Source organism: Sphingomonas sp. 1185 (assembly GCF_040544655.1).
Lineage (GTDB): Bacteria > Pseudomonadota > Alphaproteobacteria > Sphingomonadales > Sphingomonadaceae > Sphingomonas.
Genome location: NZ_JBEPKL010000010.1, coordinates 90,154 through 112,101 on the forward strand (window position 1 = coordinate 90,154; position 21,948 = coordinate 112,101).

Annotated in this window: 2 protein-coding genes; both read left to right on the forward strand. The window is 66.0% G+C overall.

Translation table 11 applies throughout. The features are described 5' to 3' along the window. Positions 1-89 precede the first annotated feature (89 nt). Positions 90-20,486: a cadherin domain-containing protein gene (locus tag ABIC44_RS09480; RefSeq protein WP_354295088.1), complete on the forward strand. Its 20,397-nt coding sequence runs from the start codon at positions 90-92 to the stop codon at positions 20,484-20,486. Positions 20,487-21,703: 1,217 nt separating this feature from the next. After that, positions 21,704-21,928, forward strand: a complete 225-nt coding sequence (locus ABIC44_RS09485; RefSeq protein ID WP_354295091.1) for an Arm DNA-binding domain-containing protein — start codon at positions 21,704-21,706, stop codon at positions 21,926-21,928. Positions 21,929-21,948 lie beyond the last annotated feature (20 nt).

Sequence of the window (21,948 nt, forward strand, 5' to 3'; positions counted from 1 at the left end):
ATTGGACTACACGGGCGACATTGTCGGAATGATGACGAACTCACCCGTTTTATTTGATATTTAACCTCAATCGGTCTGGCAGGGCAAAAATGGTTCAGGCGAACAAGGCAGCGCAGCAGGGCGCAGGCAAACCGGACAAGACCAGCAAGGCGTCGCAAACGGCGATGCCGGGTAACGGTGAAGCGGCGATGCTGGGCGATATCCCGTCCCTGGGTGCCTTGAAGGTCGTGCAAATGGGCCCCGATGGAAAGGCGCTTTTGGGAATTCCCTATGCGTCGTTCACGGCCCAGATCGCCGATGTCGACCTCATTCTGGTGTTTGCCGATGGTAGCCGGGTCGTCATTCCCGGCATGGCCCTGGCGACCTTCTCCGGGCAAACGCCGACCTTGGTCTTCAACGATAAGACGATCACGTCCGCGCAGGTCATCAATACCGTCGGCGAGATCAACGATAAGAGCGCGCTGATCAACGTCAGCCTCTCGTCGGATCAGGCCGATGAGAAGGCCGCAAAGCCGCGCAAGGAACCGTCCGCCACCAAAGAGGATCAGGCGCAGTCTCAGTCCCAGATCCAGCCGCAGGATGCCACCCAGACCCAGCAGGCCGAAGTCCAGAAGCAGCAGCAACAACACAAGTCGGACGAGGATCGCCAACGGCTGACGCAGAAGATCAGCGACACCAACGCGTCTTCCTCGCCCCCACCCAGCAGCGGCAACCCGGCTGGTACTTCGCAATCCAAGGACACTGTCGACAAGGGCACGGGCATAGGGCTGGGCAAGCTCGTGCCGACGCTGACCTTCACCCTGTACAATCAGGAGGGCGTCAAGACGACGTCGGAGAGCGGGGCGAACCACATCACCGGATCGACGGGCGGGGCCAGTTCGTCCACCGACAAATCCTATGGAGCGCAATCGGCGCGGGAGACGATTGCGGGAACCGGCAGCGACGACGTGATCGTCGTGGACAGTGCGGCGCAGGCGCCGTCCGGCACCAGCTCGCGCACTCTGCATGTCGAGGCGATGGTGCCGGCGGGCAGTCTCGCCCTGCAGCAGGTCCTCGTTCCCACCCTGCCGGACGGCTATTCGGTCCAGAATGCGACCAAGACCGACAAGGGCTGGGTCATCTCGATCGACCGGGGCAATATCAAGGTCGTCACCTCGGGCGTCGACGCGACGGGCGCGACCGTGACCTATCCGTCGACGGAAACGCACTTCACCTTCGACGTTCAGCTGACCTACGTTCTGCCGAAACTCGGTACGCCGGTGGCGTCCAGCGGATTCCAGAACGAATTCTTTCTGCCGATCGCGCTGGGCCTGTCCACGGGGGGAGCCGATTACACCTATTCCGTCGACGTTTCGACGCACTTCGGCATCCACATGGTGTCCGGCGAAGCCGACATGAAGGCGGTCGATCCAGTCACGGGCGCGCCGATCTATGTGCTGTTTTCGAACCCGCCGGGCAATATCGTCAACGCGGGCGACGGCAACGACCTGATCGTCGCGGGCGCGGGCGGGGACCAGATCGATGGCAGCGGCGGCACCGACACGGTCAGTTACACCATGTCGAACGCCGCGGTGACGGTCGACCTGAAGGCGGGGACCGGCAAGGGCGGCTATGCCGAGGGCGACAGCTACACGTCGGTGGAGAATGTCATCGGCACCGCGTTCGACGACACGCTGACCGGCAGCGACGCCGACAACGTGCTGAAGGGCGGCGAGGGCGCGGACAAGATCGATGGCGGCGGCGGTTTCGACACCGTGTCCTATGCCGATGCCTTCGCCAACGAGAAGACCCCGCCCGCCGATAAGACCAAGGGCGTGGAAATCCACCTCGACGGCACCGCCAGCCATGGCGGCGATGCCGAGGGCGATATGATCGTCAATGTCGAGCATGTCATCGGCTCGGATCGCAACGACGCCCTCTATGGCGCGGCGGCCAACGACACGCTGGAGGGCGGTAAGGGCGATGACCTGCTGGTCGGTGGCGGCGGTGCCGACACGCTGATCGGCGGTGATGGTATCGATACCGCGAGCTACGCCACCGCGAGCGCGGGCGTGACGGCCTATCTGGACGGTACGCCGGGCAGGGGCGGCGACGCGGACGGCGACAAGCTGTCGGGGATCGAGAATTTGGTCGGGTCCGCGTTCGACGACAATCTGTACGGCGATGCGGGCGACAATGTGCTGACCGGCGGGGCCGGGGCGGACCATGTCGACGGCGGTGCTGGCATCGACACCGTCAGCTTTGCGGATAGCAAGGTCGGCGTCAGCGTCTATCTCGACGGGCGGGTCAGCCATGGCGGCGACGCCGAGGGCGATACCTATGCCAATATCGAAATCCTGGTCGGCTCGGACCTGAACGATCGCCTGGTCGGCGATGCCGCCGACGATATTCTGAGCGGCGGCAAGGGCGACGACATTCTGGAAGGCGGGGCCGGGGCCGATACGCTGAAGGGCGGCGACGGTTTCGACATCGCCAGTTACGCCGGTGCGGCGTCTGGCGTGCAGGCATCGCTCAACGGATCGCCGATGACGGGCGATGCGGTGGGCGACACGTTCGTCTCGATCGAGGGACTTGAAGGCTCTGCCTTCGATGACGTGCTGACCGGTGACGACACGGCCAACACGCTGATCGGCGGCGCGGGCAACGACAATCTCGTCGGTGCGGGCGGTGCGGATGTGCTCGACGGCGGCGACGGGGTGGATACCGCCGACTATAGCGGCTCGCGCGCGGGCGTGACGGCCTATCTCGACGGAACGGCCGGTGTTGGCGGCGACGCCGACGGCGACAGGTTGCGCAACGTCGAGAACGTCACGGGTTCCGTCTTCAACGACGTTCTGACCGGCGACGCGGGCGCGAACCGCCTGAGCGGCGGGGCCGGTGACGACGTGCTGGTGGGCGGCGCGGGCGCCGATACGCTCGACGGCGGGGCGGGCCATGACATCGCCGACTATGCGAACAGCGCGGCGGGCGTGCAGGTCGCGCTCGACGGGTCCGTGTCCCATGGCGGCGATGCCGATGGGGATATGCTGACCGGCATCGAGGAAGTGCATGGTTCCGCATTCGACGATGTGCTGAAGGGCAGCGCCGGAGACGACGTGCTGGTCGGCGGTACGGGCGACGACATGCTGGTCGGCGGCCTGGGGGCCGACGTGCTGGACGGCGGCGACGGGTTCGACACCGCCGATTATTCGGACGCCTCGGCCGGCGTGAACGTCTATCTGGACGGCCGTGCCTCCACTGGCGAAGCGATGGGCGACCGGCTGATCAACATCGAGCGTGTGTTGGGCGGTCGATATGACGATCTGCTGGTCGGTAACGCGGGGGCGAACGACCTGGCGGGCGGTGATGGCGACGACGTCTTGGTGGGCGGCGCGGGCGCCGACACGCTGGAAGGCGGGGCGGGCGAGGATATCGCCGATTATTCCGCCTCCAGCGCCGGGGTGACGGTCGACCTGTCGACGGGGCAGGGGCATGGCGGGGACGCCGAGGGCGATCGCCTGAGCGGGATCGAGGACATCATCGGTTCCGCGTTCGACGACGTCCTGATCGGCGACGACCAGAACAACCGGTTCGTCGGCGGCGCGGGCGCCGACCAGATGGTCGGCGGCGGCGGCATCGACACGGCGGATTTTTCCGGCTCGACGGCGGGCGTGTCCGTCTCGCTGGACGGCAGCGTCGGGCAGGGCGGCAGTGCGCAGGGCGACACATTGTCGGGCATCGAGAATCTGATCGGGTCCGACCTGGACGATCACCTGGGCGGCGACGGCGGTGCCAACACGCTGACCGGCGGCAAGGGCGACGACGTGCTGACCGGGCGTGGCGGGGCCGACCAGCTGATCGGTGGCGCGGGCTTTGACACGGCGGATTATTCGGACTCGACGAGCGCGGTCGACATCGGGCTGGACGGTGGCGCCAACCATGGCGGCGACGCCGAGGGTGACGCCTATGACAGCATCGAGGCACTGGTCGGTTCGGCATGGAACGATCGCCTGCGCGGTTCGGACCGCGCGGACGAGCTGCACGGCGGTGGCGGCGACGATATGCTGACGGGCTCGCTCGGCGCGGACGTGATGGACGGCGGTGCCGGGTTCGATACCGCGGACTATCATGCGTCCTCCGCCGCGATCACCGTCGACCTGCAAGCGGGGACGGGTGCCGGCGGGCTGGCGGGCGGCGATACGCTGATTTCGATCGAGCATGTGGTCGGCACCGACTTCAACGATATATTGAAGGGCAGCGCCGCGGACGAGACGCTGGAGGGCGGTGCGGGAGACGATATGCTGTCCGGCGGCGGGGGTGCCGACACGCTGGACGGCGGCGCGGGCTTCGATACCGCCAGCTATGCCGATTCGAGCGCGGGCATCACGATGGCCATGGACGGCTCGGTCGGCAGCGGCGGTGACGCGCAGGGCGATTGGCTCGTTTCGATCGAACATGTCATCGGCTCCTCTTTCGACGATCGCATCACCGGCACGGCCGGGGCCGATACGATCGACGGCGGGGCGGGTGCCGACGAGCTGATCGGCAACGACGGCGACGATATCCTGTCGGGCGGCAGCGGCGACGACCGTCTGATGGGCGGCGCTGGCGCGGACACGCTGACCGGCGGCGAGGGCGACGACGATCTGGTCGGTGGCGAGGGCGCCGACGTGCTGACCGGCGGCAGCGGCAGCGACACGGCGGACTATGCCACGTCCGCAGCGGCGGTTCGGGTGAACTTGGCGACGGGCCTGGCCCATGGCGGCGACGCCGAAGGCGACACGCTGTCGGGGATCGAGAACCTGACCGGGTCGGCGGGCAATGACGTGTTGACCGGCGATGGCGGCGCCAATGTCCTGACCGGCGGGGCGGGGGACGACCTGCTGACCGGCGGGGCGGGCGCGGACACGCTGGTGGGTGGCGACGGCATCGACACGGCCGATTATGCCGCCTCGTCCGCCGGCGTTGCGGTCGACCTGACGACCGGCTTCGCGCAATATGGCGATGCCGAGGGCGACCGACTGAGCGGGATCGAGAATGTCATCGGCACCGCCTTCGCCGATCGGCTCCGCGCGGCAGCGTCGGGCAGCAGCCTGACCGGCGGGGCCGGCAATGACGTGCTGATCGCGGGCGCGGGTGCCGATCGGCTGGATGGCGGCGCCGGTATCGATACCGCGAGCTTCGCCAATTCCGCGGCGGGCGTGACCGTCGACCTGAAGGCGGGCCGCGCGGATGGCGGCGATGCGACCGGCGATACGCTGACCAGCATCGAAAGCCTGATCGGATCGGCCCATGACGACGTGCTGACCGGCGGGGACGGCGGCGCGGTCATCGACGGCGGCGCGGGCGACGACGTCGTCACCGGCGGTGCGGGCGCGGACACCCTGATCGGCGGTTCGGGCGACGACTTTCTGGTGGGGGGCGCCGGGGCGGATAGCCTGCAGGGCGGCGCGGGCTTCGACACTGCGGACTATCGCGCATCGGGTGCGGGGGTGACGGTCGATCTGTCGGCGGGCACCGGCCGGGGCGGCGATGCCGAGAGCGACCGGCTGAGCGGCATCGAAGCCGTCCTGGGCAGCGCCTATGGCGATGTGCTGACCGGCAATGCCGGGGCCAATACGCTGGTTGGCGGCGCCGGCGACGACGTGCTGATCGGCGGCGCGGGGGCGGACGATCTGCAGGGCGGTGCGGGCATCGACGCCGCCGACTATAGCGCGTCGAGCGCGGCGGTGACGATCAACCTGACGACCGGCGTCAACAGCGGCGGCGATGCGCAGGGCGACGTGCTGGACAGCATCGAGTGCATCGTCGGGTCGACGTTCAACGACACGCTGACCGGATCGGACGCGGCCGACACGTTGCAGGGCGGCGCGGGCGACGACGTGCTGACCGGCGCCGCAGGCGCGGACGTGCTGGACGGCGGCGATGGCCGGGACACCGCCAGCTATGCGCAATCGGCCGATGGCGTGCGCGTCGACCTTGGCACCGGTGTCGGCCATGGCGGGGATGCCGAGGGCGACGTCCTGATCTCGATCGAGAATCTGACCGGGTCCGACAATGATGACGTGCTGATCGGCGATGCCGCGGCGAACACGTTGTCGGGCGGAGCGGGTAGCGATCGGCTCGATGGCGGAGCGGGCAATGACGTGCTGCGCGGCGGTTCGGGCGACGACATCCTGGTCGGCGGCGCCGGTGCCGACGCGCTGCAGGGTGGTGACGGGGTCGACACCGCGGATTATTCGGCCTCCGGAGCGGGCGTGTCGGTCGATTTGTCGTCCGGCACGGCGCTGGGCGGCGATGCCGAGGGCGACACCCTGTCCGGCATCGAAGCCGTGGTGGGCAGCGCTTATGACGATGTGCTGGTCGGCGCGTCAGGCATCAACAGGCTGTCGGGTGGAGCGGGCAATGACGTCATCCGCGGCGGCGCAGGGGCAGACGTGCTCGACGGCGGCGTCGGTAACGACACGCTCGATTATACCACTTCCGCACAGGGGGTGACCGTCAACCTGGCCACCGGCGCGACAGCGGGCGGCGATGCGCAGGGCGATCAGATCAGCGGGTTCGAGAACGTCACCGGCGGCAGCGGCAACGACGTGCTGTCGGGCTCCAGCGGCGCGAACGTCCTGCGCGGCGGAATGGGCGACGACGTGTTGGCGGGCCTGGGCGGCGCGGACGTGCTGGATGGGGGCGACGGCAGCGACACGGTGGATTATTCCGGCTCGTCCGCTGGCGTGACGCTCGACCTTGCGGCGGGGACGGCGAGCGGCGGCGATGCGACGGGCGATGTGCTGGCGTCGATCGAGGATGCGATCGGATCTGCGCATGACGACGTGATCCGCACGGCGGCAGCGGGGTCGGTGATCGTCGCGGGTGCCGGTAACGACGTGATCTATGCCGGGGCCGGTGCGGATACCATCGACGGCGGTGCGGGGAGCGATCGTATCGATTATTCCGCTTCCAGTGCGGGGGTCAGCGTCAGTCTGGCGACCGGCACGGGTACGGGTGGTGACGCGGCGGGGGATCGCATCTCCGGCGTCGAGGATGTCACCGGCTCGGCCTTTGCCGATCGGCTGACCGGTGATGCGGGCATCAACCATTTGGTCGGGGGCGCGGGCGACGACGTGCTGGTCGGCGGTGCGGGGGCCGACACGCTGGAAGGCGGCGTGGGCTTCGACACGATCGACTACAGCGCGTCGACGCAGGGCGTGACGCTGGATCTTGCGAGCGGCACGGGCCAGGGCGGCGATGCGGAGGGCGATAGCTTCTCTGGCATCGAGGCCGCGATCGGCAGCAACCAGGGCGATGTGTTCGTCGGCGACGCCAATGCGCATGTCCTGTCTGGCCAGGGTGGCGACGACCGGCTGGAGGCGGGTGCGGGGGCGGAGAGCTTCGACGGCGGTTCAGGCACCGACACGGTCGACTATTCGCGCTCCACTGCGGCGGTGACGGTGGACCTTGCCGCGGGGACGGCGAGCGGGGGCTATGCCACCGGAGACGTGCTGCGCAGCGTAGAGGCGGTGGTCGGCAGCGGGTTCGACGACGTGCTGAGCGGTACGGCCGGGGCCAATACGCTGCTGGGTGGGGCCGGCAACGACGTCATCCGCGGCGGGGGCGGGGCGGACCAGCTCGATGGCGGGGACGGCATCGACACGCTCGATTATGCGACGTCGCAGAGCGGCGCGACGGTCAATTTGACGACCAACACGGCGAGCGGCGGCGACGCGAGCGGCGACCAGATCGCGAATTTCGAGAATGTCACCGGCTCGGCAATGGCCGATACGCTGACCGGCACCAGCGGTGCGAACACCCTTACGGGCGGTGCTGGCGACGACGTGCTGGCGGGTCTGGGCGGTGCCGACGTGCTGGACGGTGGCAACGGATTCGATACGGCGGACTATAGCGCCTCGGGCGCCGGCGTGACCGTGGACCTGTCGACCGGCACCGGGGCCGGCGGCGATGCGGCGGGGGATCGCCTGATCTCGATCGAAAAGGTCATTGGTTCCACCTTCAACGACCGGCTGGTCGGCGCCGCCGGTGCCGAGACCCTGCTGGGCGGCGCGGGCGACGATATCCTGGTCGGCAGCGACGGGGCGGACACGCTGTCGGGTGGCGACGGTAACGACACCGTCGATTATTCTCGCTCCGCCGCTGGCATCGTCGTCGGACTGGACGGATCGGTCGGGCATGGCGGGTACGCCGAAGGCGACGTGCTGCGCGATGTCGAGAATGTGATCGGCACCGCGCAGGCGGACGCGATCACCGGCAATGGCGCCGCCAACACGCTGACCGGCGGTGCGGGCAACGACATGCTGGACGGCGGCGCGGGCAATGACGTGCTGGACGGCGGCATCGGCGACGACGTGCTGCGGGGCGGTGTCGGCGCGGACGTGTTGCGCGGCGGCGACGGCTTCGACACGATCGATTATGCGACCTCGGGCGCCGGGGTGACGATCGACCTGCGAACCGGCACCGCCAGCGGCGGCGACGCGACCGGGGACAGCTTCTCCAGCATCGAACGGGTCGTCGGCTCGGCCTATGACGACAGCCTGTCGGCGGCGGCAACGGGATCGACGCTGGACGGCAATGCCGGCGCGGACGTGCTCAGAGGCGATGCGGGCACCGACGTGCTGCGCGGTGGCGATGGCGACGACCTGCTGGTCGGCAGCGGCGGCGCGGACGTCATGGACGGCGGCAGCGGCGTCGATACGGCGGACTATTCCGCCTCCACGGGGGCGGTGACGGTCGATCTGGCCGCAGGCACCGGCCGGGGCGGCGATGCCGATGGCGACACGCTGACCTCGATCGAGCGGGTCATCGGTTCGGCGGGCGACGACGTGCTGATGGGCGACAGCAATGCCAACACGCTGATCGGTGGCGCGGGCGACGATCTGCTCACCGGTGGAACCGGTGCCGACGTGCTGGACGGCGGGTCCGGGAGCGATACGGCGAACTACGCCGGGTCGGCGGCGGCGGTGACCGTCGATCTGACCAGCGGCACGGGCATCGGCGGCGATGCGCAGGGCGATACGCTGCTCCGCATCGAGAATCTGGTCGGCTCGTCGATGGCCGATACGCTGACCGGCGATGCGGGGGCGAACCGGCTGACCGGCGGTGCTGGCGACGACATGCTGGCGGGTTTGGGCGGCGCGGACGTGCTGGACGGCGGTGACGGCAGCGACACGGCGGACTATAGCGCATCGGGTGCGGGCGTGACGGTCGATCTGCTTGCCGGGACGGCGCAGGGCGGCGACGCGCAGGGCGATACGCTGGTTTCGATCGAGAATGCGATCGGCTCGGCCTATGGCGACGTGCTGACCGCGGCGGCGGCGGGCGGTCGGCTGACCGGCGGCGCGGGCGACGACCGGCTGGTGTCGGGCGCGGGCAGCGACACGCTGGATGGCGGCAGCGGCACGGATATCGCCGATTACGCCCGCTCGAGCGCCGGGGTGACGGTCAATCTGGCGACGGGCGCCAATAGCGGCGGCGATGCGCAGGGCGACACGCTGGTGTCGATCGAGCAGGTCGTCGGCTCCGATTTCGCCGACATTCTGACTGGCGACAGTGGTGCCAATATGCTCGTTGGCGGCGCGGGCGATGACATGCTGGAAGGCGGCGTGGGCGCGGACGTACTGGACGGCGGCGCGGGCAATGATACCGCGAGCTATGCCAATGCGACGGCGGGCGTGGCGGTCAGCCTTGCATCGGGTCAGGGCAGCGCGGGCGAGGCTACCGGCGACGTGCTGGTCGATATCGAGAACCTGACCGGATCGCGCTACGCCGACACGCTGACCGGCGACGCGGGCGCCAACGTGCTGATGGGTGGTGCCGGCGACGACGTGCTGGCCGGCTTGGGCGGTGCGGACGTGCTGGATGGCGGCACTGGCAGCAACACGGCGGACTATTCGGCGTCTGTGGCGGGTGTTCAGGTCAACCTGTCGACTGCGACGATCACCGCCAACCAGCTGACGGGCGGTGCGATCACGGCGGGTTCGGGGCAGGGCGGCGATGCGCAGGGCGACACGCTGCGCAATATCCGGAACGTCATCGGCACCGCGTTCAGCGACTATCTGATCGCAGGGGCGTCAGGTGGCCGTCTGTCCGCTGGCGGTGGGAATGACGTTCTGTTGGCGGCCGTCGGCGCGGACGTGCTGGACGGCGGTGACGGCAGCGACACCGCGAATTACTCGCTCTCCACGGCAGGGGTGGTGATCGATCTCTCGCTCGGCACCGCCAGCGGCGGCTATGCGGCGGGCGACACGCTGATCGCGATCGAGGCTCTGTACGGCTCGAATTTCGCAGACACGCTGACGGGCACATCGGGCAGCAACGATATCCGTGGCGCCGCTGGCGACGACGTGATCGAGGGGCTCGGTGGCGCCGATATGCTCGACGGCGGCGCGGGGATCGACACGGTGTCCTATGCCCGGTCGGGCGTCGGTGTCACCGTCGATATGGGCCTGGCCACCGCGCAGGTGTCCGCAGGCGATGCGTCGGGCGATATCCTCAGCGGGTTCGAGAAGGTGCTGGGCTCGGCCTATGCCGACCGGCTGACGGCGGCGGCGACGGGCAGCACGCTGATGGGCGGTGCGGGCAACGACACGCTGGTCGCAGGCGCCGGGGCTGACACGATCGACGGCGGCGCCGACAATGATACCATCGACTATTCCGGCTCGACGACGGGCGTAACGGTCGATCTGGCGACGCAAACCGCATCGGGCGGCGATGCGCAGGGCGATGTCATCACCAATGTCGAGAACGTCATCGGCACGGCCTATGCCGATACGCTGACCGGCGATGGCGGCGGCAACATCCTGCGCGGCGGCGCGGGCGACGACGTGCTGGCGGGTCTGGGCGGTGCGGACGTGCTGGACGGCGGCGACGGCACCGATATGGCGGATTACAGCGCGTCGGCCAATGGCGTCACCATCAACCTGACGGCCGGCACGGGGTCGGGCGGCGATGCCGATGGCGATACGCTGATCGCGATCGAGAACGTCACCGGCGGCAGCGGCAACGACGTGCTGACCGGCACGGCGGGCGTCAACGTGCTCAAGGGCGGCGGCGGAGACGATGTGCTCGCGGGCCTGGGCGGCGCGGACGTGCTGGATGGTGGCGCGGGCAGCAACACCGCCGACTATAGCGCCTCGGGTGCGGCGGTCTATGTCACGCTGGGTAATCTTCAGATCGCGACCCCGTTGGGGATGGTCACCAGTGCGGTGGGGCGTGGCGGCGATGCCGAGGGCGACACGCTGGCCAACATTCAGAACCTGATCGGATCGGCCTATAACGACATTCTCGCCGCGTCCACAGGCGGAGGCAAGTTGCAGGGCGGCGGCGGCGACGACAATCTGGTCGCCAATGCCGGCGCCGATCAGATCGACGGTGGCGCCGGCTTCGATTTCGTCAACTATACGTACAGCAACGGCGGCGTGACCGTGAACCTCACCACAGGTGTCGGGTCGGGCGGCTATGCGCAGGGCGATACCTATACCGGGCTCGAAGGCATCTATGCCTCCGGTAACGCCGACACATTGACCGGCACCGGCGGCGTCAACATCATCAAGGGCTTTGCCGGCAACGATATCATCGAGGGGCTGGGCGGCGCGGACACGCTCGATGGCGGGGACGGCATCGACACCGTGTCCTACGCCAATTCGGCGCAAGGCGTCACGGTCAACCTGAACCTGACCACGGCGCAGCTGTCGGGCGGGGACGCGTCGGGTGATATCCTGAGCAATTTCGAGAATATCCTCGGTTCGGCGCAGGCGGACATCCTAACCGGCAATGCGGGGGCGAACACGCTGACCGGCGGCGCGGGCGACGACGTTCTGGAGGGCGGCGCAGACGCGGATACGCTCGATGGCGGCACGGGCAGCGACACGGCGAGCTATGCCGGGTCCGGCGCGGGCGTGACCGTCGATCTGAGGGTGGCGACGGCGCAAAGCTCCACGGGGGATGCGTCCGGTGACGTGCTGACCGGGATCGAGAACCTGACCGGCTCGGCGCTTGACGACATGCTGACCGGCAATAGTGGCAACAACGTCCTGCGCGGCGGCGCGGGCAACGACACGCTTGTGGGGCTGGGCGGAGACGACACGATCGACGGCGGCGACGGGACCGATACCATTACCTATGTCGCCTCGCTGACCGGGGTCACCGTCAACCTGACCACCAACGTCAATCTGGGCGGCGACGCGCAGGGCGACCTGATCCAGAATGTTGAGAATGTCACCGGCTCCGCCTTTGACGACACGCTGACCGGCGACGCCAACGCCAACGCCCTGCTGGGTGGCGACGGTAACGACGTGCTGGCGGGCCTGGGCGGCGCCGATACGCTGGACGGCGGCGCGGGCAGCAACACGGCCGATTATTCCGCATCGGGTGCGGCGGTTTCGGTTAATCTGAGCCTGGTCAACGGCACCTATGCCAATGCCGGTCAGGGTGTCGGTGGCGATGCGCAGGGCGACACGCTGGTCAATATCCAGAACGTCATCGGTTCGGCGTTCAACGATTATCTCTACGCTACTGATTCGGGCGGCATGCTGACGGGCGGCGCGGGCGACGACGTCATGGTCGCAGGCGCGGGGAATGACGTCTTCGATGGCGGTGCGGGCAATGATCTGGTTAATTATATGCGGTCAAATGCGGCCGTTACGATCAACCTGACCACCAGAACCGCATCCGGCGGCTATGCCACTGGCGACACGTTGACCGGCGTCGAAAGCCTGCTCGGATCGACGTTCAACGACACGCTGACCGGCGATGCGAATAACAACAGGATCAGCGGCGACGCAGGCAACGACGTGATCGACGGCGGTGCGGGCGACGACATCCTCGACGGTGGCACTGGCACCGACACGCTGAGCTATGCCAGCGCGACCAGCGCCGTCCGGGTGATCGCGAACTATTGGGTGTGGGTAAATGGCGTCGGGCAGGCCGCGTCATACAACACCGTCGGCGCCGGCGCAGACATCACGAGCAGCTTCGAAATCCTGGTCGGTTCCGCATACAGCGACATTCTGAAGGGGACTCGGGAACTCTATGGGTTCCAGGCTGGCGCGGGCAACGACCTGATCTATGCGAACAACAACCAGAATACGAATCTGGATGGAGGCGCGGGGATCGACACCCTGAGCTATATCGAAACGAGTAACTGGGGCGGCGTCTCGGTCGACCTGTCCACCAACGGCAATAGCGCGACCAGGGCATGGGGCGGATGGGCCAATAACGATGTGATCGCGAATGTCGAAAACCTGATCGGGTCCAACTTTACCGACTATCTGGCGGGTGATGGCGGGGTGAATGCGCTGGACGGCGCGTCGGGCAACGACACGCTGGTCGGCGGCGGCGGCAACGACGTGCTGTTCGGCGGCGACGGGGACGACACCCTGATCGGCGGCACGGGAGCGGACGCCCTCATTGGTGGCAGGGGCACCGATACCGCGAGTTGGGCGGGGTCCAGCTCCGGCGTGAACGCGAGCCTGGCGACGGGCGTCGCCTCTGGCGGCGATGCGGGCACGCCCGGCGCGGCAACGCCCTATGCCAATGCCAGCCTGATCGCCGGCTGGAGCTTTTCGGAAGGATCGGGCACTACCGCCACCGCGATTGGCGGGACGCAGAGCATCGTGCTGAGCAACGCCAACTGGGTTGTCGACGATCATGGCGGCAAGGCGGTCGATTTCGCGGGGAACGGCAACAGCAATGCAAGGGTCGGCGCGCTGACCTTCGGCGAGAGCTTCACGATCGCTACCAAGGTCAATTTCGATCAGCCTGCTGGCTCGACCGAGGGAATATTCCGCTTCGGGATCAGCAACTCCACCAGTTCCGCCGGCCAGATCTTTCTCAGCCGCACCACGTCGGGGGGGCTGTACTATGAAATTCGTGACGGTGTGACGGGCGCCATCTACGGGGCGCAGACGGCCGGCGGTCTTACCGCCGCAGGCAATTGGTACGACGTGGCGGTCACCTATCAGGCGGGCCGCTTGATGATCTACCTGAACGGGGATGTGGTCGCCAGCGCGGATACCGGGGCCAAGCTGACGAACGCCACCTACAATGACAACTATATCGGTCGGGATTATTCGAGCGCTCGCCCGCTCGATGGGAAGATGGACGATTTCGCCGTCTTCAACTCCGCACTGACCCAGGCGGAAATCCAGCAACTCGCGATGCAGACCAAGGGGCTGGAAGGTTCCGGCTTGGTGACCGACACGCTGTCGGCGATCGAAAACCTGACCGGCACCGATTATGCCGACACGCTGACCGGCGATGCCGGTAACAACGTGCTGGACGGCGGGCTGGGCAACGATACGCTTTCCGGCGGTGCGGGGGACGATGTCCTGATCGGTGGCATCGGCGCGGACCGGCTGGACGGCGGGGCGGGCTCCGACACCGCGTCCTACGCCGGGTCGACGGCGCCGGTCACGGTCAACCTCGCCACGGGCGCTGTCCTGGGCGGGGATGCGCAGGGTGACACGCTGGTCAACATCGAGAATGTCACCGGGTCGGTCGGCCATGATACGCTGACCGGTGACGGCAACGCCAATGTCCTGACGGGTGGGCTGGGCAATGACACGATCGCCGGCGGCGATGGATACGACACCATCTATGGCGACGGGGCGACCTCTGCCGATCTACGGAACCTGATCACCTTTGGGAACCCGGCCAATTTGTTGGTGAATGGGGGTTTCGAAGCCTATACGGGCGCGGCGCGCAATTCCGCTACGTCCTTTACGGCTACCGCTGCGACGGGCTGGACCAGTCCGATCGGAAGGATCGACATATTCAGCAACTATACCAATTCCGATGGAACGCCGCAGAACCAGGCGATGCGCCTTCAGTCGGGTCAAGTCGCTGACGTTTGGCAGAACGTCACGACGACCGCCGGTGAAACCTATATCCTGAAGTTCGATCTGGGAAACTGGAACGGAGGCTCCGCCGGATCGATCAATGTGCTGTTCAACGGCACGATCATCGATACGATCAATTCCGTCGTGGCCGCCAATGGCTGGCAGAGCTTCGCCTATCTCGTCACCGGTACGGGGGGCAGCGACAAGATCGAATTTACCACCAGTAGTAACGGCCTGCTGGTGGACAAGGTCGTTTTCGCCAACGCTGGCGGCAACGACACGCTATCGGGCGGCGGCGGCGGCGACGTCATCGATGGTGGGTTCGGCAACGACCGGATCGATGGCGGCGATGGAGACGACTCCATCATCGGCGGCACCGGCAACGATCGGATCGATGGCGGCGATGGGGACGACTCCATCATCGGCGGCACCGGCAATGACATGATCGACGGTGGTGCGGGCGACGATCGCCTGTATGGAGACTCGCTGCCACTGACATCGCTTGCGCCGGTCGAGACGTTCGAAGGCGGTCTCAATGGCTGGACCGGCGCGACGGTCACTGCCGCCGTGGATGGTAGCGGCAATTATCTGGGGCCGCTGGGCGGATCGGGTAACAATGCGATCGTTACCGAACAGATTTCGAAGACCTTCGCGATCAATAGCGGCGGTGCTCAGCAGGTAACGTTGACCTTCGACGCGCTTCGGATCGACTCGCTTGACGGAGGTGACAATCTCTCGGTCTATGTCAACGGCAAGGTCGTCGCGACGATCACGTCGACAGCCACGGTCTTGCCCAATGCGGGGGTGACCGCGACGTTGAGCAGTGGCGCGACCACGCGGATCTATTCCGCCGGCTGGGGCGGTGACACAGCCAACGATACGATCTACCAATTGACGGTGAGTGCGCCGATCGCGGCGGGGGATACATCCGTTCGCATCGGTTTCGGCAGCAACGCCAATTCCCCCATTAGCGATGAAAGCTGGGGCTTCGACAACATCCTCGTTCAGGTCGGGGGGGCGGGGGCCACCAACGCCGTCGGCGGCGACGATGTCATCCGGGGCGGTGCGGGCGACGACGTGATCGATGGCGGCGGCGGCACCGATACGGCGGTCTATTCGGGCAATCGTTCCGCTTATACGGTCACCTATTCGAGCTCGACGCAGACCTATACGCTCAATGGGCCGGACGGAAACGACACCGTCACCAATGTCGAAAGGTTCCGGTTCGACGACGGCACGCTAAGCGCGGCGCGGTTGATTGCAGGCATGACGATCACGCCGACCGGCACCATCGCCGAGAACAGCGCCGCCGGCACCGTCGCCGCGACGCTGGCGATGGCGGACGGCAACAGCGCGACCTATGCGATCACCGGGGGTGCCGATGCGGCGTCCTTCACGGTGTCGGGCAACACCATCGTCCTCGCCAACGGGGCGTCGCTGGATTACGAAGCAGGGGCGACCCGCAGCGTCCAAGTGACCGCGACCGATGCGGACGGATCGACCCATATCCAGACGGTGACCATCGCCGTCACCAACGTCAACGAAGCGCCCGTCATCACCTCGCCAGCGACCCTCTCGATGGCGGAGAACGGAACGGTAGTGGGAACGCTGACCGCCAGCGATCCCGATGCGGGCACGACGCTGAGCTGGGCGATCGCGGGCGGCGCCGATGCCAATCTCTTCACGATCAACCCCACCACGGGGGCGTTGACCTTCCGCACCGCGCCCGATTTCGAGGCACCGCAGGATGCGGGCGGCGACAATGTGTACAACCTGACGGTGTCGGCGAGCGACGGCACCAACGTCGTGACGCAGAACCTGGGGGTGACCCTCACCAACGTCAACGAGGCCCCGTCGCTGACGCTGAGCGGCGTCGGCACGGTGATGGAGAACCAGGTTGCGGCGACGGTGGCGACGTTCGTGGCCAGCGACCCCGATGCCGGGGATACGCTGACCTATACGCTGGGCGGTGCGGATGCGGCGCTTTTCGTGGTGGACGGCAATACCGTACGTCTGAAGGACGGCGTCAGCCTCGACTATGAGCAGGCGGCGACGCGCAGCCTGACGCTGACCGTGACGGACTCGCACGGCCTGTCGCAGATGCGGGCGCTGACCTTCAATGTCGGCGACGTCAACGAAGCGCCGGTGTTCACGACACCGACGACGGTCTCGATGGCGGAGAACGGCATGGCGGTGCAGGTGGCGCATGCCAGCGACCCCGATGCGGGCGCGGTCCTCACCTATTCGCTGGGCGGCACCGACGCGGCATTGTTCGCGATCGATCCGCAGACCGGCGCGATCACCTTCCGCACCGCCCCCGACTTTGAGGCACCGCAGGATGCAGGCGGCGACAATGTGTACAACCTGACGGTGTCGGCGAGCGACGGCACCAACGTCACGACGCAGAACCTGGCCGTGACCCTCACCAACGTCAACGAGACCCCGTCGCTGACGCTGAGCGGCGTCGGCACGGTGATGGAGAACCAGGTCGCGGCGACGGTGGCGACGTTCGTGGCCAGCGATCCCGATGCCGGGGATACGCTGACCTATACGCTGGGCGGTACGGATGCGGCGCTTTTCATGGTGGACGGCAATACCGTACGCCTGAAGGACGGCGTCAGCCTCGACTATGAGCAGGCGGCGACCCGCAGCCTGACGCTGACCGTGACGGACTCGCACGGTCTGTCGCAGACGCGGGCGCTGACCTTCAATGTCGGCGACGTCAACGAAGCGCCGGTGTTCACGACACCGACGACGGTATCGATGGCGGAGAACGGCATGGCGGTGCAGGTGGCGCATGCCAGCGACCCCGATGCGGGCGCGGTCCTCACCTATTCGCTGGGCGGCACCGACGCGGCATTGTTCGCGATCGATACGCAGACCGGCGCGATCACCTTCCGCACCGCCCCCGACTTTGAGGCACCGCGTGATGCGGGCGGCGACAATGTCTATAACCTGACGGTGTCGGCGAGCGACGGCACCAACGTCGTGACGCAGAACCTGGCCGTGACGGTAACCAATGTGAACGAGGTGCCCCAGATCACCTCCGCCACGGCGGCTACCGTGGTGGAAGGGACGACGGCGGTCGCCACCGTGGCTAGCACGGACCCGGAAGGACAGACGCTGCGCTATGGCCTGTCCGGCACCGACGCGGCACGGTTCACGATCGACCCGACGACGGGCGTGTTGCGGTTCATCGCTGCGCCCGATTTCGATCACCCGACGGACGTGGGCGGCAACAACCGCTATGACATCGTCGTTTCGGCCAGTGACGGCACCAATGTCACCACACAGGCGATGACCATCGACGTGGTGCGCGATCAGCGGCCGCCGACGATCACCTCGCCAGCGACGTTCACGATCGCTGAGAATGGGACCAGTGTCGCGACGGCCACCGCGACCGATCCCAATGCGGGCGATACGATCAGCTGGTCGATCGCGAGTGGAGCGGATGCGGCACGCTTTACGATCGACAGCAGCACGGGAGCTTTGCGCTTCGTCGCGGCACCGGATTACGACACCCCCTCCGATGCGAATCGCGATAATCAGTATCAGGTCGTGTTGCGTGCGACGGACCAGACCGGGCTCTTCAGCGACAAGGCGGTCACCGTGACCGTGACCGATATCAACGAGGCTCCCGCTTTCGTGACGGGCGCAGCGCTCAGCGTGCCGGAAAACAGCACGGCGGTCGGGACGATCCTGGCCGTCGATCCAGAGCATGGCGCGGTCAGCTATTCGATCGTCAATGGCGGTAATTCCGCCCTGTTCACGATCGACAGCCGGACAGGCGCCTTGTCGCTGGTGTCGCCACAGGACTATGAAACCGTCGGAGCGGCCCATTATCAGGTCACCATCGCGGCGTCCGATGGCACGCTGAATGCGACGCAGACCTTCGATGTGGCGATTACGAACGTCAATGAAGCGCCTGTGCTGACCCCGACCGCGACGGTGACGGTGGCGGAAAACCAGACGGCGGTGACGACGATCGTCGCGCATGATCCCGATGCGGGTGCGCAACTGGTCTACGCCATCGCAGGCGGCGCGGACGCCAATGTCTTCGCCATCGACTCGCGTACCGGCGTGCTCAGCTTCCGCACCGCTCCCGATTACGATGCCGGCCAGCATAGTTACGAGGTGAAGGTGCTTGCCTCCGATGGCTCGCTGGCGACGACGCAGACGCTGACGGTCAACGTCACCGACGTGGACGAAGCGCCTGTAATCACCTCGCCCAATAGCGCGTCCGTGGCGGAGAACGGCACGACGGTCATGACGATCGCGGCGCGCGATCCCGAAGGGCATGCGCTGCAATATTCCATCACGGGCGGGGCGGATCGGTCACTGTTCTCGATCTCGTCCACCGGCGTTCTATCGTACAAGACCGCGCCGGATTATGAGACCGGCAGCCATTTGAACGAAGTGCAGGTGTCCGTATCGGACGGCACGCTAACCACCAGCCAGATGATCCGCGTTGCCGTCACCGACGTCAACGAGGCTCCGGTCATCACCTCCGGCGATTTCACGATCGACGAGAACCAGCTTGTGGTCGGAACGATCCAGGCGCGTGATCCAGAGGGCGCGTCGTTGATCTACGCGGTGGGCGGCGGCGATGATGGCGCGCTCTTCAATGTGGACTCCGCCACGGGGGCGATTAGTTTCCGTAACGCCCCCGACTTCGAGGCGCCCAGTGACGCTGATGGCAACAACGTTTATAACGTCGATGTGCTGGTGTCGGACGGCACGCTGGTGACGATCCAGCATGCCCATGTCACCGTGCGTGACGTGCAAGGTGAGGTGGTTGTCGGCACCAGCGGCGACGATTTCCTGAATGGCGGCGTCGGCAACGACAGCCTTTCGGGTTTGGGCGGAAACGATATCCTGATCGGCGGTGTCGGCGCGGACCGGCTCGATGGCGGAGATGGCAGCGACCAAGTGGATTATGGCCAGTCGTCCGCGGGTGTGACGGTCTATCTGGACGGAACACCGGGGGTCGGCGGCGATGCCCAGGGCGACGTGCTCGCGGGGATCGAGAACATAAACGGATCGTTGTACAACGACGTCCTGCTCGGCAGCAGCGGTAGCAACGTCATCGATGCTGGACCCGGAGACGATGTGCTGAACGGTCATGGCGGGCGCGACACGCTGATCGGCGGTACCGGTACCGATACCGTCAGTTACGCCGATGCCACGACCGGCATCGGGATGACGCTCGGCATGGGGCCGGGGCAGGGTGTCGGTACGAGCGGAGCCGCCAATGGCGACACGCTGAACGGTATCGAGCGGGTCATCGGGACGGATTATGACGACCAGTTCGCCCTCAGCCTGTCGGGAGGAATTTCGATCGACGGCGGGGCGGGGAACGACATGGTGACGCTTGCGCCCGGAAGCGGTTCAGTCACGAACACCGATCTCACCTCCGTGCTAAGCCATGTGGAAGAGATATCGTTCACGCAGAACAATGTCAGCGCGAACCTGACCGTGGATGCGGATTTCATTCGTGCCCTGGCTGGTGCAGGCAATAGTTCTCATTTGACGTTGCATACGGACGGGAACGACACCCTGACGATGGGCGGGAACGTGGTTCAGAACGGCAACGAATACACCTTCTATAGCGATAGCAGTCACCTGCATCAGATCGCATCCTTGACACTTGCGGGATAAATCGAATGCCTGTTGCTGCGCCTGCCGTTCGAAGCCTCGGCAATTCGCCGTGACGTTCTTCATCAGCGGCCGTGTGCCGGGCGTCGATCGACTCTATGATGCGATACGCGGCACCACCACTGTTCCGACGAAAACTTCGCCCGCCTATGCATCCTGTGGTGCGATCCGCGGGACGATGCGGGCGAGCGCTTCAGGGATCCTTATCCGGGATACGGATATTCTGGGCCGGGATCGCAGGTTGGCGAACCTGTTCGATCGCTCGAAGCCGAACAATCGGGATGAGGAGAGCCGCGAAATAGAGGCTGGTGTGGAGTTGCGTGGATTGCTGCTCATCCGTGATGGGATAGGCGTTTGTCACAAGCCATATCCCTCAGACATATGCGGCGAGAATGGCCGCCGAATGTGCCATGCCCGCTATTTTACACAAGGCTGTCGGCCAGCAGGAGGCACGACCTGTGTGAGGTGTTCAACGTGCTTTGCAGCATCGTGAAGACAATCGCCCCGTGGCGGTGGATGCCCAACGATCTGCCGCCTGGGTAACGGTGTAACAACGCAGGGCTGGTTGACGGCCGGGCCAAGCCGAAGAAGACCTCGAAGATCCACATGGCCGTCACCTTGCCGGGTCATCTGCTGGCTGTCCTTATAGCGCGGCTTTGTCCGTCTGCCATAAGGTTGGGGCGAGCGGTGATTTGCATCGGCAACCCGCTTCACCGCCTCGTCGAAGACTATAAGCGTTACGCCGAAGCTTGACGGACTGCATCATGATGAACCAGGCTGCCGCCCTCGCCGCAGGTGCATAACAACCTTCAGGCCGAGTGGCATAATTCGGTCAGGATCAACCTGTTCTCGAACATGGCTAGCGCGGGAATGTGAGACGCAATGGCATGCCCCTAAGCGAGAAATTTCGATCGATGAGGGGCGAGCTTCGAGCCATCGCGGTCAGATTGTTTTAAATGGACCAGACGATGTCGCTAATCGCACCATGTCCGCAAAAAGTGCAGTTATCTGCCGCTCTTGCCTTGGAAATGGTGACCCCTACGGATAGAGAACAGCTTTAGCAAAGCGTACCAATTGGTCTCAACATATTGAGATTTAATTGGGCGCTGTGCTGTGATTGTTCATAGCTGTTCCACTGTTATTCCTAGAATTGCAAACAATATGGGGGAGGGCGGGGGGGTACAGGATTTGTAGGGAATCCTGATATGCGCTTGACTGTAATGAAGGTGAAGACCCTTGGGCCCGGGCGACACTTTGACGCACACGGGTTATGTCTTGTCGTGCGCCCAACGGGATCGCGATCCTGGGTGCTGCGGATGCAGTTCAAAGGTCACCGCCGGGATTTCGGCTTGGGGCCTGTTCACGATGTTTCGCTAGAGCAAATTCCGATCAGTCTGCATCGTAACCGGCTGCGGCGAAGTAGTTGGCGCATTCGGCAGGCGTGAAGGTGTCGATGGCGGCACCG

Excerpts from the sequence above, each read along its gene's own strand:
- ABIC44_RS09480 (WP_354295088.1), top strand. The coding sequence starts at position 90 with ATGGTTCAGGCGAACAAGGCAGCGCAGCAGGGCGCAGGCAAACCGGAC.
- ABIC44_RS09485 (WP_354295091.1), top strand. The coding sequence starts at position 21,704 with ATGAAGGTGAAGACCCTTGGGCCCGGGCGACACTTTGACGCACACGGG.